The sequence below is a fragment of the Streptomyces sp. DSM 116793 genome, from assembly GCF_057320905.1.
Genome location: NZ_CM170494.1, coordinates 8424237 through 8447832, shown reverse-complemented (window position 1 = coordinate 8447832; position 23596 = coordinate 8424237). Strand labels below are relative to the sequence as shown.

The window sequence follows — 23596 nt, the reverse complement described above, 5'->3', positions numbered from 1 at the left end:
TCACTCCCCGCAGGCCGTCGTGGCGGGGGCGGTCACCGGACGGCAGTCGCCGAGCGCTACCGGATCACCCATGGCCACCAAGATCTTTCGATCGCCGCGGAACGGCTCCCGGCCGTGTGCGCACAGGATGTTGTCCACCAGCATGAGGTCACCGGGCTGCCAGGACTCGCGCAGCGTGACTTGGGAGTAGACCCGGTCCAGCGACTCGACCTCCTCCTTGGTCAGGCGGGAACCGTCCCCCACGTAGGTGTCGAAAGGCAGTCCGTCCTCGCCATAGGTCTCCAGGAGCACGTCACGCACGTCGGCGTCCAGGGTCCAGCTGTTCCAGAACGTGAAGTGGTTGAACCACACCTGCTCGCCGGTGACCGGGTGGGTGATGATGGCGGACCTGCGCTGGCGGGTGCGCAGCGAGCCGCCGGCGAGCCATTCGTGGCCGATCGTGTTGTCCCGGCAGTACGCCTCCACCGCCTCCGGGTCGTCGGTGGCGAAGCTCTTGTTCCAGGGCAGGCCCGCCAGCTCCGAGTAGGTGCGCACCAGCAGCCAGCCGGCCGCTTCGAAACGCGCGCGTAGCGCGGGCGGAATCATGCCGAGTGCCGCACGCATGTCGCCGACCGTGGTCGCGCCGCCCTCTTCCGGAGCGGTCACACATCCGAACAGCAGGATGCCCGGGAAGTCCAGCGTGTAGCTGTTCTCGTTGTGCAGCCTGATCGGCTGGACGGCGGGGAGGTCGGTGGACGAGTAGACGCCCTCGCCGAAGTCGGTACGGGGGGTGGCCTTCTCCTTGTACGCGGCCCGCTGGGGCAGGAGCACGTCACGCAGCATGGCGAAGTCCCCGGCGTCGGCCATGGGGAGGCCGCGGATCATGAGGCATCCTGAGCGGAGCAGTTCCTCCTTGATCGGAACCGCCTGTGCGGTCAGCCACTTGGCGGCCCGCTCGGCGTCCTTGAGGCCTGGAACATGCATGATGGGGGGTTTACCGGTCTCCCGGGAGATGTGCGGATCAGTCGGTGGCAGCACGGTGCCGGCTCCTGGCATGGTCGTCTCTCCTGGCAGTGGGTTGGTCGGTCAGGCGCATTCGGGCCGTGGCGCAGCGTCCTCGATCACCGAGGTGACGAGGGCGAGGAAGGCTCCGAGTTGCTCTTGGAAGTAGAAGTGCTCCCCTGGCAGCAGGGTCGCCGACGCCGGGCCGTCGGTCGTCTCGGACCAGCGGGAGAGCGCATCACCGGGGACGACGGGGTCAGCGGAGCCTCCGATCGCGGTGACCGGGCAGCGCAGGGCCGGCATGGCGCCGGTGAACCGGTAGGCGTCGTCGACAGCGAAGTCGGCCCGGAGGGAGGGGAGGAGGAGTTCGCGGAGTTCAGGCTCGTCGAGGATCGCGTTGTCGGTGCCGCCGCGCGCTTTGACGGCCGCGACAAGCTCGTCGTCGGCCAGCCGCTCCGGGTGGACGGGCGCGGGGTTGCGCAGGAACGGTGCGCGACACGCCGAGACGATCAGGGCCTTCGGTGGCCGTCCCTGCTCGGTCAGGACCAGGGCGACCTCGAAAGCGACAAGGGATCCCATACTGTGTCCCAGCACCACCAGATCGCCGGTGTCCGGCGGCAGGCTTGCGATCACCGGTGCGGCGAGTTCTCCGATGCTGCGCGGCAGCGGTTCGCTGAACCGGGCGCCCCGCCCCGGGTACTGGCCGACGAGCAGGCGCACATGGTCGGGCAGCCCCTCGCGCCATTCGGTGTAGGTGTGGGCGTTGCCGCCCGCGTGTGGCAGGACCAGCAGGGAGATGCCGTGGCGGGCCGGGTCGCCGTCCAGCGTCCAGACGATATCGTCGGCGGCTGTCGGGGGGTCGTCGCCGATCGAAGCCCGACCGTACATGGGAGTGCTGTTCACGAGGCGCTCCGCTCGCCGGTCGGGGGGACCGAGGTGGAACACGCGGGGGTCGGCAGGGGGTGGTCGGTCACAGTTCTCCGTTCGGTTGGCGGCCGGTGGCGCCCGGCGGCAGCCGGGTCCGCGGGGCCGAGCCCGGACACGATGCCGGCACTGATCCGGCGGACTACGTCGGCGGCTCTTGGGATGAGGTAGAAGTGGTTGCCCGGGAGTACCTCCACGGTGAGCCCCGCCGTCGTGGCCCGCTGCCACGACCACAACTGCGCCGGGGCGCACCCGGGGTCGTGGTCTCCCCCCAAGGCCGTGATCGGCACACGCAACGGCTGAAGCCGATCCGGGCGGTAGGTGTCGACCAGTCGGTAGTCGGCACGCAGTGACGGCAGAACCAAGGGACGCAGCTCCGGATCGTCGTACACGGCCGGGCCGGAGCTCCCCAGTCTGCGTGTGGCGGCGACCAGCGCCTCGTCGTCCTGCAGGTGAAGGGTGCCGGCCGGGCCCGTCCGCGGCGCCTGGTGGCTGGAGACGAACAGCCGTACCAGCAGTCGTCGGTGTCGCGCCTCCAGGCGCCGGGCCACCTCATAGGCGACCGAGGAGCCCATGCTGTGTCCGAAGAGGGCAAGAGGCCGGTCGCGGAAGGGGGTGAGGGCCTGAGTCACCTGGTCCGCGAGGTCTTCCAGGCTCTCGGCCGGAGAGTCCTCCAGGCGTTCCTGTCTGCCGGGGTACTGCACGGCAAGCATCTCGATCTCCGGGGGGACCCAGGGTGCAAAGCAGTGGTAGGTGCCGGCGGTCCCGCCGGCGTGCGGGAAGCACACCAGCCGTGCCTTGGCGGCCGGGGCCGGGTAGCGCCGCAACCACGGACCGGCCGCGATCGCCTGGACCGCACCGCTCGGCCGCCCCGGCGTTCCAGGGCCCGTCCCGGCGCCGACCGCGTCGCCCGTCATCCCGTGCTCTCGACGACGCTCTTGGGCCGCAGGTCGGTCCAGTTCCGCTCGACGTAGTCCAGGCAGTCCTGCTTGCTGCTCTCCGGATGGACGACCGTCCACCCGGCCGGCACCTCGGCGAAGGCGGGCCACAGCGAGTGCTGCTGCTCCTCGTTGACCAGCACGAGGAAGGTGCCGTCCGCGTCGTCGAAGGGGTTGCTCATGGCTGTCCTCTCTGAAGGGGTGTGGGACGTGGGGTGTAGGACGTGGTGAGGGCGGTTCAGGAGCGCGGTCGCCCGGTGTCGCGCCCGGCCAGGCGCGCCCCCAGGGCCGCGGGTGTGGGTGACTCGAACACCGTGCGGACGTCCACGGTGGCCTGCAGGGTGGCCCGTAGCCGGCCGACCAGTCTCAACGCCGCGAGGGAGTCCCCGCCGAGCGCGAAGAAGTCATCGTGCGCGGACACTTCGTCCGTGCCCAGGGCATCGGCGAACAGGGGGCGCAGCAGATCTGTGTACGCCGCGCCGGAGGTGACGGCCCTGTCCGCGTCCGTCCGGAGCGCGGTGCCGACGTGGCCCACCGGGCTCAGAGGGTCCGCGGCGAACCGAGCCAGCAGGTCCCGCAGGGCGCTAACCCACCGGCGGGCCGCGGCCGGGTCGATCAGGTCCGGGCGGCAGCCGAGCCGCAGCAGCAGACTCCGGTCGGGAACCGCCGTCAGGCTGACCGGGCAGTGGTAGGCGTCCGCGCCCCGGAACCGGGTGAGCCGCAGATCCGGTGCGAGCTCGGTCGCGGTGGCGCCCTCCGGGTAGTTCTCGAACGTCAGGATGGTGTCGAACAGCTCACGGCCACCGGCCAACCGCTGGATGTCTGGCAGCCCGAGGTGCTGGTGGGGCATGACGGTCGCCTGGTCCTCCTGGATCCGGGCCAGCAGTTGCTCCAGTGGCTCGTCCGGGTCCAGCCGGATGCGCACCGGTACTGTGTTGATCAGCAGCCCGACCATGTCCTCCATGCCGGTGAGCTCCGGGGGCCGGCCCGAGACGATCGCGCCGAACACCACGTCCTGCCTGCCCGTCAGCTGAGCCAGCAGCAGCGCCCAGGCCCCCTGCACGACCGTGTTCAGGGTCAGCCCCCGCCGGCGTGCGGCTGTGACGAGAGCCGCGGTCTGCTCTTCGGGCAGTTCCACGGTCACCTGGTGCGGCAGGCTGCTGATCGGCACCGCCTGCGCGCCCGGGGCGAGGAGGGTCGGCCCGTCCAGCCCGGCGAGGACCTCCCGCCAGACCTGCTCGGCCTGGGAACGGTCCTGGGTGGCCAACCAGGCCAGATAGTCACGGAAGGGGGGCGGCGGTGGCAGCTCCGCGGCTGCGTCGGGATCGGCGTAGAGCGTGAAGAGGTCGCGTATGACCAGCGGCAGCGACCAGCCGTCGAGCACGATGTGATGGGTCGTGAAGACGAGCGCATGCCGGTCCTCCCCCAGCCGCACAAGGGTGCAGCGCACCAGTGGCGGCTCGGTCAGGTCGAACCCGCGGGCGCGGTCGCGTTCCAGCAACGCCTCCAGCTCCGCCCCCTGGCGTGCGCCGTCCATGCCGGTCAGGTGTGCCTCGGCCCAGTCCAGAGGCACCTGACGGAGGACGGCCTGGAACGGCCGCCCGGAGGGCAGTTGGCCGTAGACGGTCCTCAGCTGGCCATGCCGTGCCACCAGACGCCGGCACGCCTCTTCGAGCGTCTTCGGATGGAGGACACCCTCCAGCTCCAAGGTGAGCTGCACGTTGTAGACGTCGGTCCCGCCGTCGTCGTAAAGGGAGTGGTACAGCAGTCCTTCCTGCAGCGGTGTGAGCGGCAGCACGTCCGCCAAGCCCTCTCGTGACCAACGGTGCTGAAGCGCGAGCAGTTCTTCGCGGCCGAGGTCACTGCCCTGCGCCAGCGAGCCGAGGGCAGTTCCGGAAGGGGTCACGAGGCGGTCCCCGCCCGCGGAGGCGTGTGCCACCAGTGCCCGCAGCGCGGTGAACCACGTCTTGGCCAGGGACCTCACCTCCGACTCGTCGAGCAGTTCGGCACCCCAGGACCACGTGGCGAGCAGCCGGGGGCCGTCCGGCCGGTCCAGGGTCGCCGCGTTGACGGACACGGCGTGCGAGAGCGGCATCGCGGCGTCCGCGACCGGAAGGGCCGTGTCGGGCACGATGGACCAGTTCGCTCCCTCCTCGCCGGAGTAACGCCCCAGGTAGTTGAAGCAGATCTGGGGGCGCGCACGACCTGACAACTCCCGTGTGGTGTCACCGTTGAGGTAGCGCAGCAGCCCGTACCCAAGACCTCGGTCGGGCAGTGCCTGCACCTGGTCCCTGACCGCGTGCAGCGCCCGGCCGATGTCGGGACCGCCCTGAGCCGCCGAGTTCCAGTCGACCGGTCCGGGATCCAGTCGCACCGGGTACAGGCTGGTGAACCAGCCGACCGTACGCGACAGGTCGGCCTGCACAGCGTCCTCCTCCCTGCCGTGGCCCTCCACGTCCAGGAGTACGTCGGTCCTCGACCCGCGGCCGCGCTCACGGCGCCAGCGCACCAGCGCCAGGGCCAGGGCCGTGAGCAGAACGGAGTTGACGTCGGCCTTGAGGACCTCGGGCACCGTCGAGAGCAAGGGCCGGGTGTACTGGGCGGGGAGCGCCAGCGTGAGCTCCCGGCCAGTGGCGTGGACGTCTCGTTCAGGGTCCAGCGGGCGTGCGGTCAGTGGCTCGTCCGGGGTCGCGAGCATGTCGGCCCACAGCCGCAGCTCCGCCGTACGCCGGGGCTCGTGGGCGGCCTCGTCGAGCCGCGTCGACCACGTGCGCAGGGAGGTCGGCACCGGTGCGAGGTCAGGCGGCGCGCCACGGGCCGTGTCATTCCAGGCGGCCTCCAGATCCGACAGCAGGATGCGCCAGGACACGCCGTCCACGGCCAGGTGGTGGATCATCAGGAGCAGCCGTCCGGGCCTGCCCCCGCCGTCGAACCAGACCGCCCTGATCATCGCGCCGCTGTGCGGGGCGAGCTGGCGCTGCGTGCGGCGGGCATGCTCGGCGACCAGGTCGCGCGGCGGACCGTCGTCGAACGCTGAGGCGTCCGCCCGGACGAGGCAATCGGCAGCCGGCACCGTGCCGCGCGGCGGCACCTCCAGCGACCAGGCGCCTGCGGTGTCGACGACCAGCCGCATGCGCAGTGCGTCGTGCCGGTCCAGCAGCGCCTGGAGGATCGCGGTGATCCGGGGAAGCTCGGCGTCGGCCGGCGTCCGGACGAGGACTGACTGGTTGAAGCCCGCCACGGAGCTGCCGTGTTCCCGCAGCCAGTGCATGATCGGGGTGGGCGCGAAGGTGCCGATTCCCGCGTCGGCCGGTTCGGCTCCCGGTGCTGCGGCTTCCCGGGTCAGCGCGGCGAGAGCGGCCGGGGTCTGGTGGCGGAAGACGTCACGAGGAGTGAAGTCGATCCCCGCCTTGCGCGCACGGGTGACGAGTTGGATGGAGAGGATGGAGTCCCCGCCGAGGGCGAAGAAGCCGTCGTCGGGTCCGAGCCGGTCCACGCCCAGTACCTCGGCGAAGAGGTCGCACAGCGTCTCCTCGCGGGCGCTCGCGGGCGGTCGGCCCTCCGCCGTCGCGGTGAACTCCGGCGCGGGCAAGGCCCTGCGGTCCAGCTTTCCGCTGGTGGTCAGCGGCAGCTCCGGAATGCGCACGAAGGCCGCCGGAACCATGTGTTCAGGCAACTCGGCCGCAAGGTGACTCCGTAGCGCCTCCCGCTGCCAGCCGTCGGCCGCCACCAGGTAGGCGACCAGCCGCCTGATCCCGGGCTGGTCCTCGCGGGCCACAACGGCCGCACGGACAACATCGGGATGCTCCAGAAGCCGGGCTTCGATCTCGCCCAGCTCGATGCGGAAGCCGCGGATCTTCACCTGGTCATCCGCGCGGCCGAGGAAGACCAGCGCACCGTCGGCGGTCCAGCGCACCATGTCACCGGTGCGGTACATCCGTGCGCCGGACGGACCGAAGGGGTCGGCCACGAAGCGGTCCGCGGTCAGCCCGGGTCGCCGCTGGTAGCCGAGTGCCAACGGGACGCCGGCGAGGTAGAGGTCCCCGGGGGTTCCGGCCGGCACCGGGCGGAGTCCCGCGTCGAGCACGTAGACCCGGGTGTTGGCGATGGGTCGCCCGATCGGCACCGACAGCTCCCCCGTGCCCGGCCGGGACTGCCAGTTGGTCACCTCGACCGAGGCCTCGGTGGGACCGTAGAGGTTGTGCAGCTCGGCATCGAGCACCGTGTGGAAACGGTCCGCGAGGCCCTGCGACAGCGCCTCGCCACTGCAGATGACCCTGCGCAGCCCGGTGCACTCGGCGGCCTCCGGCAGCAGCAGGAAGGACTCCAGCATGGAGGGCACGAAGTGGGCGAGCGTCACTCCCTCCTGCTGGATCAGACGGGCCAGGTACGCGGGGTCCTTGTGGCCTTCGGGCCTGGCGATCACCAGGGCGGCGCCCACCGTCAGAGGCCAGAAGAGCTCCCACACGGAGACGTCGAAGGTGATGGGCGTCTTCTGCAACACCCGGTCGCCCGGGCCGAGGGGATACTCCGACTGCTTCCACCGCAGGTGGTTCACCACGCCGGCGTGCGGCACAAGGACCCCTTTGGGCCGGCCCGTGGAGCCGGAGGTGTAGATCACGTACGCGGGATGGCGAGGGTCCAGGGCCGCGAGGGACGGCAGATCCACGCCGTCGGCCGGCTCCGCACTCAGCTCCCGGTAGGTGTCGGCAGTGATGACGAGGACGGGATCGGAGTCCTCCAGCATGAACTGCGCGCGGTCCGCCGGCAGGTCCGGATCGATCGGCAGGTAGGCGGCACCGGCCTTGTGCACCGCACAAAGGGCGACCAGCAGTTCCAGGGAGCGCGGCAGCCGGACCGCCACAAGCCGGGAGGGCCCTGCTCCCCTGGCCGCCAGCGCCCGGGCCAACCGGGTGGCCCGGCTGTCCAGCTCGGCATAGCTCATGGCGCGGCCCTCGAAGACCAGCGCGGTGGCGTGCGGGGTGCGTGCCGACTGCCGGGCGAACAGCGCCGGCACGGTGTCATCCGGCCAGTTCCGGGTCTCGGGCCGCGCCGTGTCGTTCCACTCCACGAGCACCTGCCGGCGCTCCTGGGGGGTGAGACAGTCGATCCGTCCGGTGAGCCCCCCGGGCTCGGCGGCGACGGCCTCCAGGAGGAGCCGCAGCCGAGCCGCGATCCGTTCGGCCGCCTTCCGGTCCAGCACGTCGGGACGGTAGTTCAGGTCCAGCCGGAGCCGGTCGCCGGGGACGGCCAGCAGGCTGAGCGGGTAGTGCATGGCCCCTGTCGTCGTTTCGCCGTGCCGCAGTGTGACCCGGAGCCCACCGACCGGGCGGTCGAACGCACCGGGGCCGATGGGGGCGTTCTCGAAGACGAGGGCGGTGTCGAACAGCTCACCCAGGCCGGCCAGCCGCTGGATGTCCGCCAGCGGCAGGTGCTGGTACTCGCCGAGCTCCGACTGCTCGTGCTGGATCCGGGCGAGCAGACGGTCGAACGGCTCGGCCGGGTGCAGCCGGACACGCACCGGGACCGTGTTGATGAACAGGCCGACCATGTCCTCCGCACCGGCGAGCTCCGGGGGCCGGCCCGAGACGGTCGCCCCGAACACGACGTCCTGGCGACCGGTCAACTGGGCGACCAGCAGCGCCCACGCGCCCTGCACCACGGTGTTCAGCGTCAGCCCCCGGGCCCTTGCGAGGCCGGTCAGTTCCGCCGTGGTGCCCTCGGAGAGATCCACCGGTACCCAGCGCGGCTGGAGCGGCTCCCGGCCGGCGTCGCCCGTGGCGATCAGGGTGGGGCCGTCCAGTCCGGTCAACGCCTGCCGCCAGGTGTCCTCCGCCCTGCTGCGGTCACGGGTGGCCAGCCACGCCAGGTAGTCCCGCAACGGGGGCGGCGGGGACGGAAGCACCGAGGTATCGGCGGCATGCTCGTACAGCTCGAACAGATCCCTCAGGACGAGCGGCAGTGACCAGCCGTCGAGCAGGATGTGGTGGTTGGTGAACACCAGCACATGCCGCTCGTCCGCCAACCGCACCAGGGTGAACCGCACCAGGGGCGGTGTGGACAGGTCGAACCGGCGGGCCAGGTCACGCTCCAGCAGCGCGTCGAGTTCCGCCTGCTGCGCCTCGGGAGCGAGGCCCGCCAGGTCGACCTCGGTCCACGGCACTCGGACCTGCCGGGCGATGGCCTGCACGGTCGTGCCGTTCTTCCGTGCGAGGAAGCCGGCGCGCAGGGCGGTATGCCGCTCCAGAAGCGCTTGCGCGGCCGCCCTCAGACCGGCCACCCGCAGCGGGCCCTCCAGCTCGACGGGGGTCTGCATCACATAGACGTCCACGCCGCTTCCCGCGTACGAGGCATGGAACAGCATGCCCGCCTGGAGGGGCGCCAGGGGAAGGACAGCCTCAATCGCCGGGCTCGTCACTTGGTTGTCTCCCATTCGGCCTCGAGGTCGGCCAGCTCGTCCTGATCCAGCGCCAGCAGGGGCTCCGCCGGTCGGAGCGGAGCCGGGGACACCGGCTCCGCGTCGTCTGCCGCCTCGGCAAGCGCGGCCACGGTCTGGTGCAGGAACACGTCCTTGGGCGTCAGCACCAGCCCGGCCTTACGTGCGCGGGCGACGAGCTGGATGGCGGTGATGGAGTCCCCGCCCAGATCGAAGAACCCGTCGTCGGCCCCGGGCGCGGAGACGCCGAGCACCTCGGCGAAGAGGCCGGACAGAAGCTCCTCCCGGGGAGTGCCCGGAGCCCGGCCGGCCGGCCGGGCCGGGCCACCGGGAGCCGGCAGCGCCGGGCGGTCCAGCTTCCCGTTGGGGGTCAGCGGCAGCCCCTCGACCACCACGATCGCGGTCGGCACCATGTAGTCGGGCAGTACCTCTGCCAACGCCCGCTTGAGCGCGGTGGGGTCCACGGCGACACCCGCCGTGGGCACCGCGTAGCCGACCAGTCGCCGCTCGCCCGGGACGTCCTCGCGGATCACCACGGCGGCCCTGCCCACCTCCGGGCAGCGGGCGAGCTCCGCCTCGATCTCGCCGAGCTCGATCCGGAAGCCGCGGAGCTTCACCTGGTCGTCCGCGCGGTTCAGATACTCCAGCGTGCCGTCCCCACGCCACCTGACCCGATCACCGGTCCGGTACATGCGGGCGCCCGCCGAGTCGAACGGGTCCGCCACGAACCGCTCCGCCGTCAGGGCCGGCCGGCCGACATAGCCCCGGGCCACATGGGTTCCCCCGATGTAGAGCTCGCCCACGCCGCCCACCGGTGCCGGGCGCAGCCGGTGGTCCAGGACGTACAGCCGCGTGCCGGCCAGTCTCCTGCCGATCGGAACCCGGGCACCGATCGGTGCGCCGGAGCGCAGCGGGTGCAAGGCGACGAAGGTGGTGGTCTCCGTCGGACCGTAGGCGTTGGTGATCACGGTGGACGGACACAGCTCCAGAGCGCGGCGGAACGATGCGGGTGATCCGGCTTCACCGCCGGTCAGTACTTCCTCCATGCGGGCCAGCAGCTCCGGGCTCTCCTCGACCAGCAGGTTGAAGAGCGTGGCGGTCAGGAACCCCGAGCTCACCCGGTGCCGGTCGAGCAACTGCCGCAGCACCTCCGGCTCCAGGTGCCCGGGCGGAGCCACGATCACCTGTCCGCCGGAGAGCAGCGGCACCCACAGCTCGTAGGTCGAGGCGTCGAAGGAGTGCGGCGCGTGCATCAACACCCGGCGGTGCCGGGAAGCCCAGCGGGGATCCAGCGCCAGGGCCACGACATTGGCGTGGGTCACCACGATGCCCTTGGGCGCACCGGTCGACCCGGAGGTGTACATCACGTACGCGGCCTGATCCGGATGCGTGCGCACCCCAGGGGCGGCGTCCTGGAGTCCCGGCGTGCCGGGATCGGCCGGCGCACCCACGGGCAGCACCGGGACGGGCGGTTCCGCGACCAGTTCGTGCCCGAGCAGGGACGTGTCGGCGAGCAGTGCGACGGCCCGGCTCTGCGTGAGGACGGCGCGCAGGCGCCCGGCGGGGAAACGGTCGTTGAGGGGCACGTAGGCGCCGCCGGCCTTGAGGACCGCCAGGATCGCCACGACGAGGTCCGCCGAGCGTTCCATGAGCAGGCCCACCGGGCTTTCGCGGCCCACGCCGACGGCGGCGAGCCGGGCGGCCAGGCGGTCCGAGAGCTTATCCAGCTCGGCGTAGGTCAGCTCGGTCGTCCCGCTGACCACCGCCACGGCGTCCGGAGTGCGGCGCACCTGTGCACCGAACAGAGCGGGCAGCGTCCCCGGAGGCCGGTGGTCCACGGTCGAGGCGATGCCGGTCCACTGCCTCCACTGTCCCTGGTCGACAAGATCGACGGTGGAAAGCGAGCGTCCGGGGTCAGCTGCGACGGCCTGAAGAAGCGTCACGTACAGGCGGCCGAGGCGGCGCGCGGTCTCCTCCTCGAACTGGTCGGCGTCCACGGTGAGGCGGCAGGCGACACCGTCCTCGGTGACGGTGACGAAGACGCTGACGTCGAACAGTGCCCCGCCGAAGTCGATCGCGACCGGCTCGACCGAGACACCGGGCAGGCGGAAGCCGGCCGTCTCGTCGCTCGCCTCCACGAACATCACCTGGACCAGGGGGTTGCGGTCCACCACCCGTTCGGGACTCAACCGCGACACCAGGCGGTCGAACGGCACCTCCTGGTTCTCGTAGGCCGCGAGCGTGGCTTCGCGCACCTGCTCCACGATGTCGTCGAAGGACGGATCGCCACGGAGGTCGCCGCGGAGGACGAGCGTGTTGACGAAGAATCCGACCAACTGCTCGAGCTCCGGGTGGCTGCGGCCGGCGACCGGTGTCCCCACGGCGATGTCGGTCCGGCCGCTGCAACGGGCGAGCAGTTCCTGAAAACCGGCCAGCAACACCATGAACATCGTCGCGCTGTGCCGCTCGGCGAGTGCGCGCAGCCGCTGTGTCACGTCGGCCGGCACGGTGCACTCCACCGTGTGCCCCCGACCGGTGCGGGCGCTCGGGCGCGACCGGTCGGCCGGCAGTTCCAGGGGCGACAGACCTGCGAGGCGCTTCAGCCAGTACTCCGACCGCGCGTCCATCTCGCCGCGGGAGAGGCGCTCGCGCTGCCAGTACGCGTAGTCCTCGTACGTGACGGGCAGTTCGGGCCATGCCTGCGGTGCGCCGTCGACCGCGGCGCTGTAACTCCGACCGAGCTCGTTCCACAGCAGCGACATCGACCAGCCGTCAGTGGCGATGTGGTGGACGACGAGGACCAGCAGGTGATCGTCCTCGTCGACCCGCAGCAGCAGGGCGCGCAGCAGGGGCCCGGCACTGAGGTCGAAGGGCTTCCAGGCCTCCTCACGGGCGATTTCCCGGGCGCGCCGAATCCTTTGGTCCGCGGTCAGGGAACGCAGGTCCACCAGCGGCAGCGGCACGTCGGCCGCCGGCATCCGGACCGGCGAGGGGCGCCCGTCACGCTCGTGGAAGACAGTGCGCAGCGGGTGATGCCTGCGTACCAGTGCGGTCAGGCAGCGGGACAGCAGGGCGGTGTCCAGCGGTCCGCGCAGCCGCAGAACCTCGGGCACGGCGTATCCCGGCGCGCCGCCGAGCATCCGGTCGACCAGCCACAGGCGCTCCTGTGCGAAGGAGGCCTCGGCCGGTCCGGGCGGCCTGCGGCCGACGGCGGAGCGGTCACCGGCCGCGTCCAGGCTTCGGGCAGCGCGGACGCGCCGGCGCAGCAGCTCGCGGACCGCGGCGGCCGGATCCTGCCCAAAAGGGCCGCTCTCCGGTGGGGGGTCGTGGGGGCTGAGGGTGTTCATCAGGAGTTTCCCTCGTGGTCGGAAGCCGTGAGATGGGGGTGCTCGGGGGCGTGTTGGGTCAGCTCGGCCAGCAGTGCCGCCTCGACTGCCTCGGCCAGTCCGGCGACCGTGGGGCTCTGGAAGAGGAGGTGCAGGGGTATCTCCAGACCGAGGGCGCCGCGCAGCCGGGAGACGACCCGGACCGCCTTGAGGGACTGGCCGCCCGACCGGAAGAAGTTGTCATGGCGGCCGATGCGTTCCCCGCCGAGGACGTCCTTCCATATCTCCGCGATCAGCTCCTCGGTCTCCGTAGCGGGTGCCTCGTAGGCTGCCGGAACCGGCACCCGCGGTACCTCGGCCGGAGCGGGCGCGTGGCCCTCGGCGGTGGGCAGCTCGATGGAGTCCACCCTGGCGTCCGGTGTGTCCGCTGCCAGGGTCAGCAGCCGCTCCAGCGCCGCAGCCACCTCCTCGGCGGTCCGAGGCATGGCCTGCGGCCGGTGGTCCAGTTGGAGGCGCAACCTCGTCCCGGGCAGGACGACCAGGTTCGCCGTGTAGTGGGTGGTGTCCGTGGCGTGCACGCCGACCAGCCGCAGGCCTGCCGAGGAGTGCCGGACAGCGTCCTGGTCGATCGGGTAGTTCTCGAACGTCACCACCGTGTCGAAGAGCGTGCCGAGCCCGGTGTCCTCCTGGATGTCCGCCAGGCCGAGGTGCTCATGGCCCAGCAGCCGCGCCTGCTCCTCCTGGAGGCGGGCCAGGGCACGGCCCAGGGTTTCGTCCGGCCGGAGCCGGAAGCGGACGGGGAGGGTGTTGATGAACAGGCCCACCATGTCGCCGACGCCTTCCAGTTCGGGGGAGCGTCCCGACACCACGCTGCCGAACACCACGTCCGTGCGGCCCGTGAGCCGGCTCAGGAGGACGGCCCAGGCACCCTGGACGATGGTGTTCAGGGTCAGGTCCTGGGAGCGGGCGGCATCGGTCAGCCTGCCGGTGAGTTCCTCCGGGAGTTCGATCACGAGCCGTTCCGGCGGGGAGCCGGCGACCTGGCCGTGCGCATCGGCGGATCCGGCCAGCAGCGTCGGTGCGGCCAGGCCCGACAGAGCCTGCCGCCAGGCCGTGAGGTCCGCTGCTCGGTCCCGTTGGGCCACCCAGGCGAGGTAGCTGCGGTAGGGCCGCGCTGGAGGGAGTCCCGCGGCATCCGGTCGGCCGTCCTCCCTGACGGCGCTGTAGAGCGCGAGCAGCTCCTTGATGAGGACGGCCGTGGACCAGCCGTCCCAGAGGATGTGGTGGTTGGTGACGATGAGCTGGTGCCGGACGGCGCCGAGGTGCACGGCGGTGAGGCGCAGCAGCGGCGGACGGGCGAGGTCGAAACGCCGCCGCCGGTCCTCGGCGAGCAGTCCGGCGAGGGCGTCCCGCTGCTCCGCGTCCGGCAGAGCGCCGAGGTCCGCCACGGCGACCTCGGGTGCGGCCTCCCGTAGCACGAACTGCACCGCGCCGGGCATGCCCTGGTCGGTGAAACCGGCACGGAGAGCCGAATGGCGCTGTATCAGTGCCTCCCAGGAGGCCCTCATGGCCGGAACGTCGAGTTCGCCCTCCAGGTCGAGCAGGATCTGCCCGGTGTAGGAGTCGACCTCGGCCGTCGCGTCCAGGGACGCGTGGAAGTACAGCCCTTCCTGGAGGGGGGACAGCGGCAGTACGTCCTCGATGCGGGGATGGTCGGCGACCAGGTGCTCCAAGGCCGACCGGTCGAGTGCCACCAGGGGGAAGCGGCCGAGATCCGGTCCGATGGGCGCAGCGCCACCGGACCAGCGGGACAGCAACCGCAGCGCCCGGGTCCACTCTTCCGCCAGCCCGGCCACGTCCGCCTCGGCCAGCAACGCTCCAGGCCAGGTCAGTACGGCGTCGAGCTCGGAGCTGCCGGCGTCGTCGCGGACCAGGACATCGATCTCCAAGACGTGTTCCATCGGCATGGACGGGTCGACGTCGGCCATGAGGTGCTCAGCGCCCGGAACGGGGAGCCAGTCCCCGGCCTGTCCGGCCGGGAACCGTCCCAGGTAGTTGAAGAGGATCTGCGGTGCGGCCGATCCGGCCAGCTCCTGGCGCGTGGTGGGGTTCAGGTAGCGCAGCAGGCCGTAGCCTGAACCGTTGTCCGGCAGGCTCCGCACGGCGCCGGCGATCCGGCCCACCACCCCGGCCAGCTCCGGCCCTGACCGCCACGCCTGGTGGAAGTCCAGTCCCACCAGGTCGAAGCGGACCGGGTACTGGGTGGTGAACCAGCCGACGGTACGCGAGACGTCGAGCCCTTCCGAGCCGTCACCACGGCCGTGCCCCTCCAGATCGACCAGCAGCGAGTCGCAGCTCTGGCCTCGTCGCTGCTTCCAGCGGTGCAGGGCGAGCGCAAGGCCGGAGAGCAGGACTTCGTCGGGGCGGGCACCGAGCCCGGCGGTCACGCTGGAGAGCAGGGGCCCGACGACCTCCGCGGGCAACGTCACAGCGAGTCGCCGGGAGGTGCCGGCGGTGTCCTCGGCCGGGTCGAGGGCTCGCAGAGGAAACGTTTTCTCATTCGATGTCAGCAGGCGCCGCCACAAGGGGAGTTCGCTCTCGACCGAGGGGTCCGTGGCCCGGGTCGTGAGGTGCCGCGCCCAGGTGCGGAAAGAGGTGCCGGGGCGGGGCAGTTCCACCGGCCGCCCGGCTTCCACCGCTTCCCATGCCGCCGCGAGATCCGGCAGCAGGGTGCGCCACGAGACGCCGTCCACCACCAGATGGTGCAGGCAGAGCAGGAGCCGGCCGGGCCGCTCCTGCCCCGCGTCGAACCAGACGGCCTGGAGCATCCGTCCGCGGGACGGGTCGAGCCGGCCGACGGCGGCCTCCCGTTCCCGTGCGGCGGCCGGCGTCATCCGGGCTTCGTCGAAGTCCGCCGCGTCGACCCGGGAGACCAGGGCGGCGGCGTCCACCGAGCCGCGGGCGGGGATCTCGCACCTCCACCCGTTGCCCCCCTCCGGGGCGGTCTGCTCGGTGCGTAGCCGCAGCGTGCCGTGGTGGTCCACCAGTGCCTGGAGCACGGCGGCGATCCGGCCGAGTCCCGCGCCCGGTGGCGTCCGGAGCAGCACGGACTGGCTGAAGCGGCCGATGGGGCCGCCGCGTTCCCGCAGCCAGTGCATGATCGGCGTCAGCGGCACTTCGCCTTCGTCGCCGTCGGAGGTGCTGTCCGCCGCGCTCGCGGCCCTGTCCGGCAGCACGGCGGCCAGCGCGGCCGCCGTCCGGTGCTCGAAGACCTCCCTGAGCGTCACGGCGAAGCCGGCCTCGCGGGCCCGGCTGACGAAGCTGATCGCGCTGATGCTGTCGCCGCCCCGCTCGAAGAAGCCGTCGTCGGCACCGATGCCGGACTGGCCGAGAACGTCCGCGAACAGACCGCACAGGATCCGCTCCCGCTCGGTCCGCGGAGCCCGACCGGGGCGTGCCGGGTCCGGTGGTGCGGGCAGAGCCCGGCGGTCGAGCTTCCCGGCCGTCGTCAGCGGCAGCCGGTCCAGCATCACGAAGCTCCGCGGGACCATATAGCGGGGCAGTACCTGGGCCAGGTGCCGCTCCAGGTCCGCCTGGTCGGGTACCCTCCCGCCCCGGCCGACCGCGTAGGCGACCAGGCTCCTGCCGGTCACCGTGTCCTCGTGCACTGCGACGGCCGCCTGCGCCACCCCTGGGTGGCGGGCCAGCACAGCCTCGATCTCACCGAGTTCGATCCGGTGGCCGTTGATCTTCACCTGCTGGTCGATCCGCCCGAGGAACTCCAGCTCGCCCACGGGGGACCACCGCACCAGGTCGCCCGTTCGGTACATGCGGGTGCCGGGCACCTGCGCCCAGGGGTCGGGGACGAAACGCTCGGCGGTCAGCCCCGGCCTGCCCAGATAGCCGCGAGCCAGCCCCGGACCGGCGACGCACAGCTCACCGGCGACACCGGGCGGCACCAGTCGGAGCCGTCGGTCCACCACATACGTCCGGTGGTTGGCCATCGGCCTGCCGATCGGCGGCACCCCGTCGTCCGGCGGCGTCCCGCAGCGGTGCATGGTGACCGTGACCGCGGCTTCGGTCGGACCGTAGGCGTTCCACACCTCGCGGCCGGGCGCCGACCACCGGGCGACCGCCTCCGCGGACGGCGCTTCCCCGCCGGTGGACAGGAAGCGCAGCGCCGGCAGTTCGCCCGGGTCGATCAGCGGCAGCAGGGCGGGCGGCAGGTCGGCCACGGTGACCCGGTGCTGCGCCAGCAGTGTCCGCAGCCGGTCGACGTCCGTGCGCTCCTCGTCGGTGGCAAGCACCAGGGTCGCCCCGCTCAGCAGCGAGCCGAAGAGGTCCAGCACGGACACGTCGAAGTTCAGCGCGGCGAAACCCAGGAACCGGTCGTCCGCCCCGGCACGGCACAGGGCGAGATGCCCCATGACGAAGTCGACCACCGACGCGTGGGAGACGACCACGCCCTTCGGCTGTCCGGTGCTGCCCGAGGTGTAGAGGAGGTAGGCGGCGTTGGCCGGCCTTGCCGCGTGAGGTCCGATGTGTCGGGCGGCTGGAGCCTCCCGTTCCCCCTGTTGCGGCACCCTCTCGAGGGTCACCAGCGAGCCGACCCCGTCGGGCAGCCGGGGGGCGAGGCCCTCTCGGGTGACCACCGTGTCGATCCCCGCGTCCCGGACGATGTACTCAAGCCGTTGGCGCGGCAGTCCCGGGTCGAGGGGCACGTAGCACCCACCGGCCTTCAGGACCGCAAGGACCGCGACGACCATGCCGATCGAGCGCTCCGTGCAGATCCCTATCGGGGTGTCAGGCCCGGCCAGGGGTGCCAGTCGTGCGGCGAGGGCGTCGGCCAGGCAGTCGAGGTCCCGGTAGCTGATCTCCTCGCCGTCGCACACGACGGCGACCGCGTCCGGCGTGCGCTCGGCCTGTTCCTCGAAAAGCTCCTGCAGGCACCGGTCGGAGGGGAAGGGCGCGGCGCCACCGCGGCCGGCCTCCAGCAGCCACGTGAGCTCGCCGTCGTGGAGCAGTTCGAGGTCCCCGATCGCCGTCTCGCCCCCAGCGGCGGCGAACCGGCCCAGGAACGCCACGAAACGCCGTTGGTGAGCCGCAAGTTCGTCGGCCCCACAGCGGGCCGCGTCGACTTCGAGCTGCACCTCGAGGGGAGCGCCGTTCTGCCGGTCGTACACATTCAGCGCAAGATGGTCGACGGGCCCCACGCCGAGGGTGCGGGCCGTGGCCGGGGCACCGGCAAAGGTCTTGTCGTAGTCGAACGACATGATGTTGACCTCGGTGCCCCACAGCCTGTCGTTGCCACGCCCGTCGGCCACTTCGCGGCGCAGGTCCTCGCCCCGGTAGCGCTGGTGGCCCAGCGCTTCACGGACAGCCCGGGACGCCGCCCGTTGCAGTTCGTCGACGCGTGTCGAGGCCTGTACGCGAAGCCGGAGCGGCAGCACGTTGGAGAACACCCCGATGGTGCCGCGGGCGGCTTGGGTGGCTCGCCCCGTGACCGGCATCCCGATGACCAGGTCCTCCTCACCGCTGGTCCGGTGGAGGTATGCGGCTGTGGCGGCCAGCACAGCCACCGGCAGGGCGGTCCTGGCCCGCCTGGCGGCAGCACGCAGGGCCTCGTCGGCCGTGGCGGGCAGGTCCCCGCTCTGACGCAGCACCCGACCGGACGGGGCGACATCCACCCGTCCGGCGAGGTCCACCGGCTCAGGGGGCGCGGCCAGGCGGGACGTCCAGTAGGCGCGGTCCCGCCGGTACTCCTCCGAGGAGCGGTATGCGACGTCCTCCTCGACGATCCGCGCCAGCGGTGCGGCGGAGCCGGGCGGTACATCCGCCCCGGAGACCAGCGCGGAGTAGACCTCGGCGACCCGCGTCACGAGAATCCGTGCGGACACGCCGTCGAACGCCAGGTGGTGATAGCCGTAGAACCACAGGTGGACCCCAGGTGCGACCTTGAAGAGGATCTGCCCGATCACAGGCCCGGTGGACAGGTCGACGGGCTTCGCCATCGCCGCGCGCATCGTCTGCTCAGCGGCCGTTCGTGCGTCGTGCCGGCTGCTGAGGTCAAGGAACTCATAGCGGAGATGTGCGGTTGGACACGGAATCTGCCGTACGCCACTGACGTCCTCCACGAACCGGACATTCAGCGCTTCGGTCTCGGCCGTCACCCTGACGACTGCGTCCCTGAACAGCTCGTGATCCAACTGACCACATATTTCGAGAAACTCCCCGACGTTGTAACCGATGCCGGTCGGATCGAGATGCTGAGCAAGCCATATGGCGGCCTGCGGCGACGTCAGGGGGAGGTACCTGCGATCGTCAGCGGGCATTCGATTTTCCATTCTCTGCGAAAGAGCATTACCGAACAACAATCGCGCGATACAGACATACTCCCTGTGCCTGCTCCAGCCAGCAGCGCCTTTCACTCGGCCTGCCCCTCCGGAGAGACACCGGGCATCAGAGAGGTCGAATCTCATGCGTCACGCCAGCTCGGCGGCGAGGCCAAGGACGGCGAGGAAGTGGCCGGCTCCGTACCGGCATTGAGGTGTCGGCAGCCGAACGGCCAGCAGAGGTGCTACCTCCTACCTGCCATACCGGGCGAGTCCGACGGACATCGAATCCATCGGCCGTGCCCCGCCACTCACATGTCTGCCGCTCCCCCGAACAGAATGAATTCGAGGCCGATCAAGAGAAGACTGGTTCAAATCATCCACACGTACCGCACCTCGGCAGATTAACCCGGTGTCAGACACATGCAACGGTCACCAATCAAAGCAAAGACCAGATGATCAAGTAATTTCCGGCACCTGAAATCGACCGAAATGAAAAAACCCTATCGTCCTTAAATGCCCGGCTTGCCGCACATTTCAGTCTTTCACTTGGAAAAGGCTCCTGATAGCTGACTCCACGGGGCCGGAAACCGTTTTCCCCACCCGGTCGACCTGGTGGTGGCGCTCGGGCAGGCCGTGGGGTCGCCTGTCCAGGCGAGGACGGCTGGGACCAGCCGCTGGTGGACTCCGCGGTCGAACGGAAGCACTCGTGCCGAGCCCGTGGCCGGGGGTGCGAAGCAGAGGGTCGGTCCGCTGCTGTCGGCCGACTTGATCACGCGGCGCACGGCGCGTCCAGGGATGGCGCCGCACGCAGGATCCAGGCTGCTCGAAGGCCGTTGTGACGAAGCGGCCCAAAGGCCGAGGCCGGCCAGAGCAGGGGCTGACCGGGCCCGGTGGGGCCCTCGGTCTTCGGAAGCCGCACTGATGGGGGCCGCTCGACCGGATACCGCTCGGCGGGGCGCCGGGGAGGTGGGCTTGTCAGTCCACGGCCGCGCGGATGGCGAGGCCGATCATCGCAAGCCCTGAGACCTGGCTGATCCGGCGCCAGACGCGGGGGGTGGTCAGGAGCCTCCGCGTCTTCCCGATCCCCCAGATGACACCCGTGAACCACAGCGCGTCCATCAGGGCCCACCCTCCCGCCAGGAGCAGGAATCCCCAGAAGTGCGGAAGCCCCGAGGGAGCGAACTGGGGGAGGAACGACATGGCGAAGACGCCGGCCTTCGGGTTCATGAGATTGGTGAACAGGCCCGTGGAGTAGGACTGCCAGATACCGCGTGAGCGCGGACCGTCATCCGGCGCCTCGGCAGGAGGCCGGGCACCTTTGAGGCTCACTAGCGCCTGGACGCCGAGAACGAGCAGGATGGCGGCTCCGGTGAAGCGGATCGCGTCGTAGGCCACCTCGGACGCCGCTATGAGGGCCGTCAGGCCGCACGCCGCCGCGACTCCCCAGGCGAGAAGAGCCGTCTCGTTGCCGATCAGCGTGATGAACGCGACCCTGCGCGTGTCCCGGCTCGCCTGCCTGATGATGACCATCGCTCCCGGCCCGGGAACCATGGCCAGCAGAAAACACACCCCCAGGAAGACACCCAACCCGTCCATCACGCGACTCCCACGCACACGGTCATACGCCTTTCCTCAGCGGCACCCGGCACGGGGAATGCCGACCGGCCCTGCTCGCGTACGCGCCGTTGCGCAACGGACAGCGGTGGACGATCTCCGTCCCCCTCCTCTGGTACGGACGGAGCCGGGTCTCCGGTTCACCATACGGGATGGCGCATTTCGTCCCTCACTCCGTGCCGAGGGCACCCTCGTGCCGGTGACCGCCTCTTCTCCACGAGCCCCCAGGGCACCCTCCACTGCGCACCCACGTGTCGTCCCGGTGACCACCGGCTGCACGCCGCCGCCAGAGACGCGTCGGTCACCGACAACCGCGGCACAGGTGACCCGCACCCCTATTGACTCTCACATCGATGTGAGACTTTAGCGTGCTGGTCATGGCCACCGGCACGGCGTCCTCGGCGACCGAAGACGTCCTTCCTGTCTGCACCGGGGCGGGCAGCCGCGTGTTGCGGACGCGGGTGGTCCCGGGCCCATCCCCCGCCTGGCGTGCGTGGATCGGGCCCCCTGCTCACCAGCGGCGCCGTGCTCCCGCCGCCGCGAGCGCGCGCCACAACCACACCCGGCCCAAGCCGCCGCCCAGCAGTGACCACCCACTGCCGCGTCTGAAGGAGAAAGACATGCCCAACGCCCTGCCACCCTCCGGCCTCGGCCGCGTGGTGCACGGAACCGGCCCCGGCCTGCTGCTCGCCCATGGCGCCGGCGGCGGCATCGACGCCAACTTCGGTCCCGTCATGGACATCCTGGCCGCCCAGCACACCGTCGTCGGCCCGGACTATCCCGGCACCGGCCGCACCGAGCGCGCCGACGCACCGCTCACCCTGGACGGTCTGGCCGACGAACTGGTCGCCACCGCCGTCGAGGAAGGCCTGGAGACCTTCGCCATCGCCGGCTACTCGCTGGGCAGCGCGATCGCCGTCCGGGCCGCCACCCGCCACCGGGACCGCGTCACCGCACTGGTCCTCACCGCGGGCTTCGCCCACCCCAGCCCGCGCTTCCTGCTCGCCGCCCGACTCTGGCGCGACCTGCTGCGCGCCGGCGACCTGGAACACCTGGCCGGCTACCTGTCCCTGATCGGCCTCAGCGCCCCGACCCTGGACGTCATCACCCAGGAGGACCTCGACACCGCTCTCAAGACGACTGCGGCCACCATCCCGCCCGGCACGCCGGACCACCTCGACCTGCTCATCGAGCGCACCGACGTCCGGGCTGACCTCGCCGCGCTCGCCGTTCCGGCCCTCGTCATCTCCACCACGCTCGACCAGCTCGTCACCCCGCACCACCACCGGCAGCTCGCCGATGCCATCCCCGGGGCGCGGTACGCCGAGATCGCAAGCGGTCATCTCCCCTTCATCGAGCAGCCAGGCGAATGGGCCACCCTCATCGGCGACTTCCTGCGCACCAGCCGCCCCTGACGGCGTCCCGCACCCGCGTCGGGCGGCAGTCCTCCCCGGGATGTCCCACCTCGGTCGATCCAACTTCGGGGCCCCGCTCTGACCAGGCTTGACGCCATGTGGTGGGCCACCCGGCACGGCCCGTCCCGTGGTGAAGGCAAGGCGGCCACGGGCGCACGGAAGCGTGACGGGCCGGTGGGCGCGACCTGTCCGTCGGGGGCCGGCCCGCCCCGGCCCGGCCCGGCCCAAGGGTCCCGCGCCCACCGGCGAGCGCGCCCCGGGCCGTGTGGCGGCGCCGTGCGCGGCCCGGACGAAACGGGAACCCCGCGGAGCCGGGGAGCGGCCCCTACTCGTACACCGCCGCCCCCGTCTCACTGCGCCGGATCCACTCCCAGTTCAGCGTCACACCGAGTCCGGGTCCTTCCGGTACGTGGACGCGGCCGTCGGCGTCGACGGAGGTGAGGTCGTCGGCGTAGCCGTCCGCGTAGGCGTGGTAGTGCCTGCTCTTCGGGTCGAGCTTGGGGCCGACCAGGGCGAGTTCGTAGTAGTTGGTGTTGCGGATGGCCGCCATGCAGTGCCGCTGCGCCGGGCCCGCGGCGTGGATCTCCACGTCCAGGCCGAGGCCCTCCGCGGCGTGCGCGATCTTCATGACGCCCGTGATGCCGCCGTCGTAGTCCGGGTCGGCCCGGACGAAGTCGGTGCCCTCGGCGAGGATCTGGTCGACGTGCGCCTCCAGGCCGCGCACGTGCTCGCCGAGCAGCAGCGGGGTCCTGATCAGCTGGCGGAGCTTGCGGTGCGCGAAGGACGAGACGCCGCCGTCGCGGTACGGGTCCTCGTACCAGAAGTAGCCCGCCTCGTCGCAGGCCCTGCCGACCTTGAGCGCGTCGGCGAAGGTCTCGTACTCGCAGGCCGGGTCGATCATCAGGTCCATGGCGGGGCCGACCGCGGCCCGGGTGGCGAGCACCGCCGCCACCTCGCGGGCGATCGGCCCGCCTCCCCAACCGTGGATCTTGAAGCCGGGATAGCCCAGTTCCTTGCAGCGCACGGCGAAGTCCGCGAAGGCCGCCGGGCTGTCCAGGCCGCCGTGCTCGTCGCCGAAGTGCGTGGAGGCGTACGCGGGCAGGGCCGTGCGGTAGGTGCCGAGCAGTTCGTGCACGGGGGCGCCGAGGCTCTTGCCCGCGATGTCCCACAGCGCGATGTCGAGCGGCCCCATGCCGAAGCGGTCCTGCTTGCGCAGGGCGCGCTTGAGGTCGTTCCAGATCCGCTCGCGGTGCAGCGCGTTCCTGCCGATCAGATAGCGGGCCACCATGGCGATCTGCGCGGTGGACACGCCCTTGCCGCCCTGCGACCAGGAGTACTCGCCGGTGATGCCGCCGGCGGTCTCCACGGTCACCACGTAGCCGGTGTTGGTGGACCGGGCGCCGGGCCGGTAGGCGTGGTTGAGGCCGGTGCGGTCCGGCGCCAGGTCCGGCATGGTCCACTCCAGCTCGCGCGCCACCACCCGGCGGATGGTCAGGTCGTCCCGCATCACAGCTCCTCCCGGCGCACTACGCCACCGCCCGGCACTCCTGACACCACCGCGTACCCGGCCGGCAGCGCGGCCGGTACGGCGCCACCGCCCGGCAGCCCGGCCTGCGCCGCGCCACCG

Annotated in this window: 10 protein-coding genes; 1 reads left to right on the top strand and 9 read right to left on the bottom strand. The window is 71.4% G+C overall.

The features are described from left to right. The 8 genes from ACSMXW_RS33285 to ACSMXW_RS33250 form a co-directional block, all read right to left on the bottom strand. Positions 1-963, bottom strand: a complete 963-nt coding sequence (locus ACSMXW_RS33285; protein WP_485801853.1) for a TauD/TfdA family dioxygenase — start codon at positions 961-963, stop codon at positions 1-3. 102 nt (positions 964-1065) lie between these two features. Further along, the gene (locus ACSMXW_RS33280; RefSeq protein WP_485801851.1) at positions 1066-1884 is read right to left on the bottom strand and encodes a thioesterase II family protein; all 819 of its coding nucleotides are present in this window, start codon (positions 1882-1884) and stop codon (positions 1066-1068) included. Further along, complete coding sequence (locus ACSMXW_RS33275; RefSeq protein WP_485801849.1) at positions 1881-2822, bottom strand: thioesterase II family protein; 942 nt, start codon at positions 2820-2822, stop codon at positions 1881-1883. Before ACSMXW_RS33275 ends, ACSMXW_RS33280 begins: the two co-directional genes overlap by 4 nt. After that, positions 2819-3025: an MbtH family protein gene (locus ACSMXW_RS33270; RefSeq protein ID WP_485801847.1), complete on the bottom strand. Its 207-nt coding sequence runs from the start codon at positions 3023-3025 to the stop codon at positions 2819-2821. The genes ACSMXW_RS33275 and ACSMXW_RS33270 overlap by 4 nt, the downstream gene beginning before the upstream one ends. 56 nt (positions 3026-3081) lie before the next feature. Then, entirely contained in the window at positions 3082-9276 is a 6195-nt protein-coding gene (locus ACSMXW_RS33265; RefSeq protein WP_485801846.1) for an amino acid adenylation domain-containing protein, read from the bottom strand. After that, the gene (locus ACSMXW_RS33260; RefSeq protein ID WP_485801844.1) at positions 9258-12626 is read right to left on the bottom strand and encodes a non-ribosomal peptide synthetase; all 3369 of its coding nucleotides are present in this window, start codon (positions 12624-12626) and stop codon (positions 9258-9260) included. The genes ACSMXW_RS33265 and ACSMXW_RS33260 overlap by 19 nt, the downstream gene beginning before the upstream one ends. Beyond that, positions 12626-18937 (bottom strand): amino acid adenylation domain-containing protein, encoded by a 6312-nt coding sequence (locus ACSMXW_RS33255; protein WP_485801843.1) that lies wholly within the window; start codon positions 18935-18937, stop codon positions 12626-12628. Before ACSMXW_RS33255 ends, ACSMXW_RS33260 begins: the two co-directional genes overlap by 1 nt. A gap of 978 nt (positions 18938-19915) precedes the next feature. Beyond that, positions 19916-20536 carry a LysE family translocator gene (locus ACSMXW_RS33250; RefSeq protein ID WP_485801841.1) on the bottom strand — a complete coding sequence of 207 codons (621 nt, stop codon included), beginning with the start codon at positions 20534-20536 and terminating at the stop codon, positions 19916-19918. A 638-nt stretch (positions 20537-21174) separates the two neighbouring features. Between ACSMXW_RS33250 and ACSMXW_RS33245 the strand changes: the two genes are divergently transcribed. Next, positions 21175-21969 carry an alpha/beta fold hydrolase gene (locus ACSMXW_RS33245; RefSeq protein WP_485801840.1) on the top strand — a complete coding sequence of 265 codons (795 nt, stop codon included), beginning with the start codon at positions 21175-21177 and terminating at the stop codon, positions 21967-21969. A 325-nt stretch (positions 21970-22294) separates the two neighbouring features. Here ACSMXW_RS33245 and ACSMXW_RS33240 read toward each other — a convergent pair whose 3' ends face one another. After that, positions 22295-23476 carry an enolase C-terminal domain-like protein gene (locus ACSMXW_RS33240; RefSeq protein ID WP_485801839.1) on the bottom strand — a complete coding sequence of 394 codons (1182 nt, stop codon included), beginning with the start codon at positions 23474-23476 and terminating at the stop codon, positions 22295-22297. Between the last annotated feature and the right edge of the window lie 120 nt (positions 23477-23596).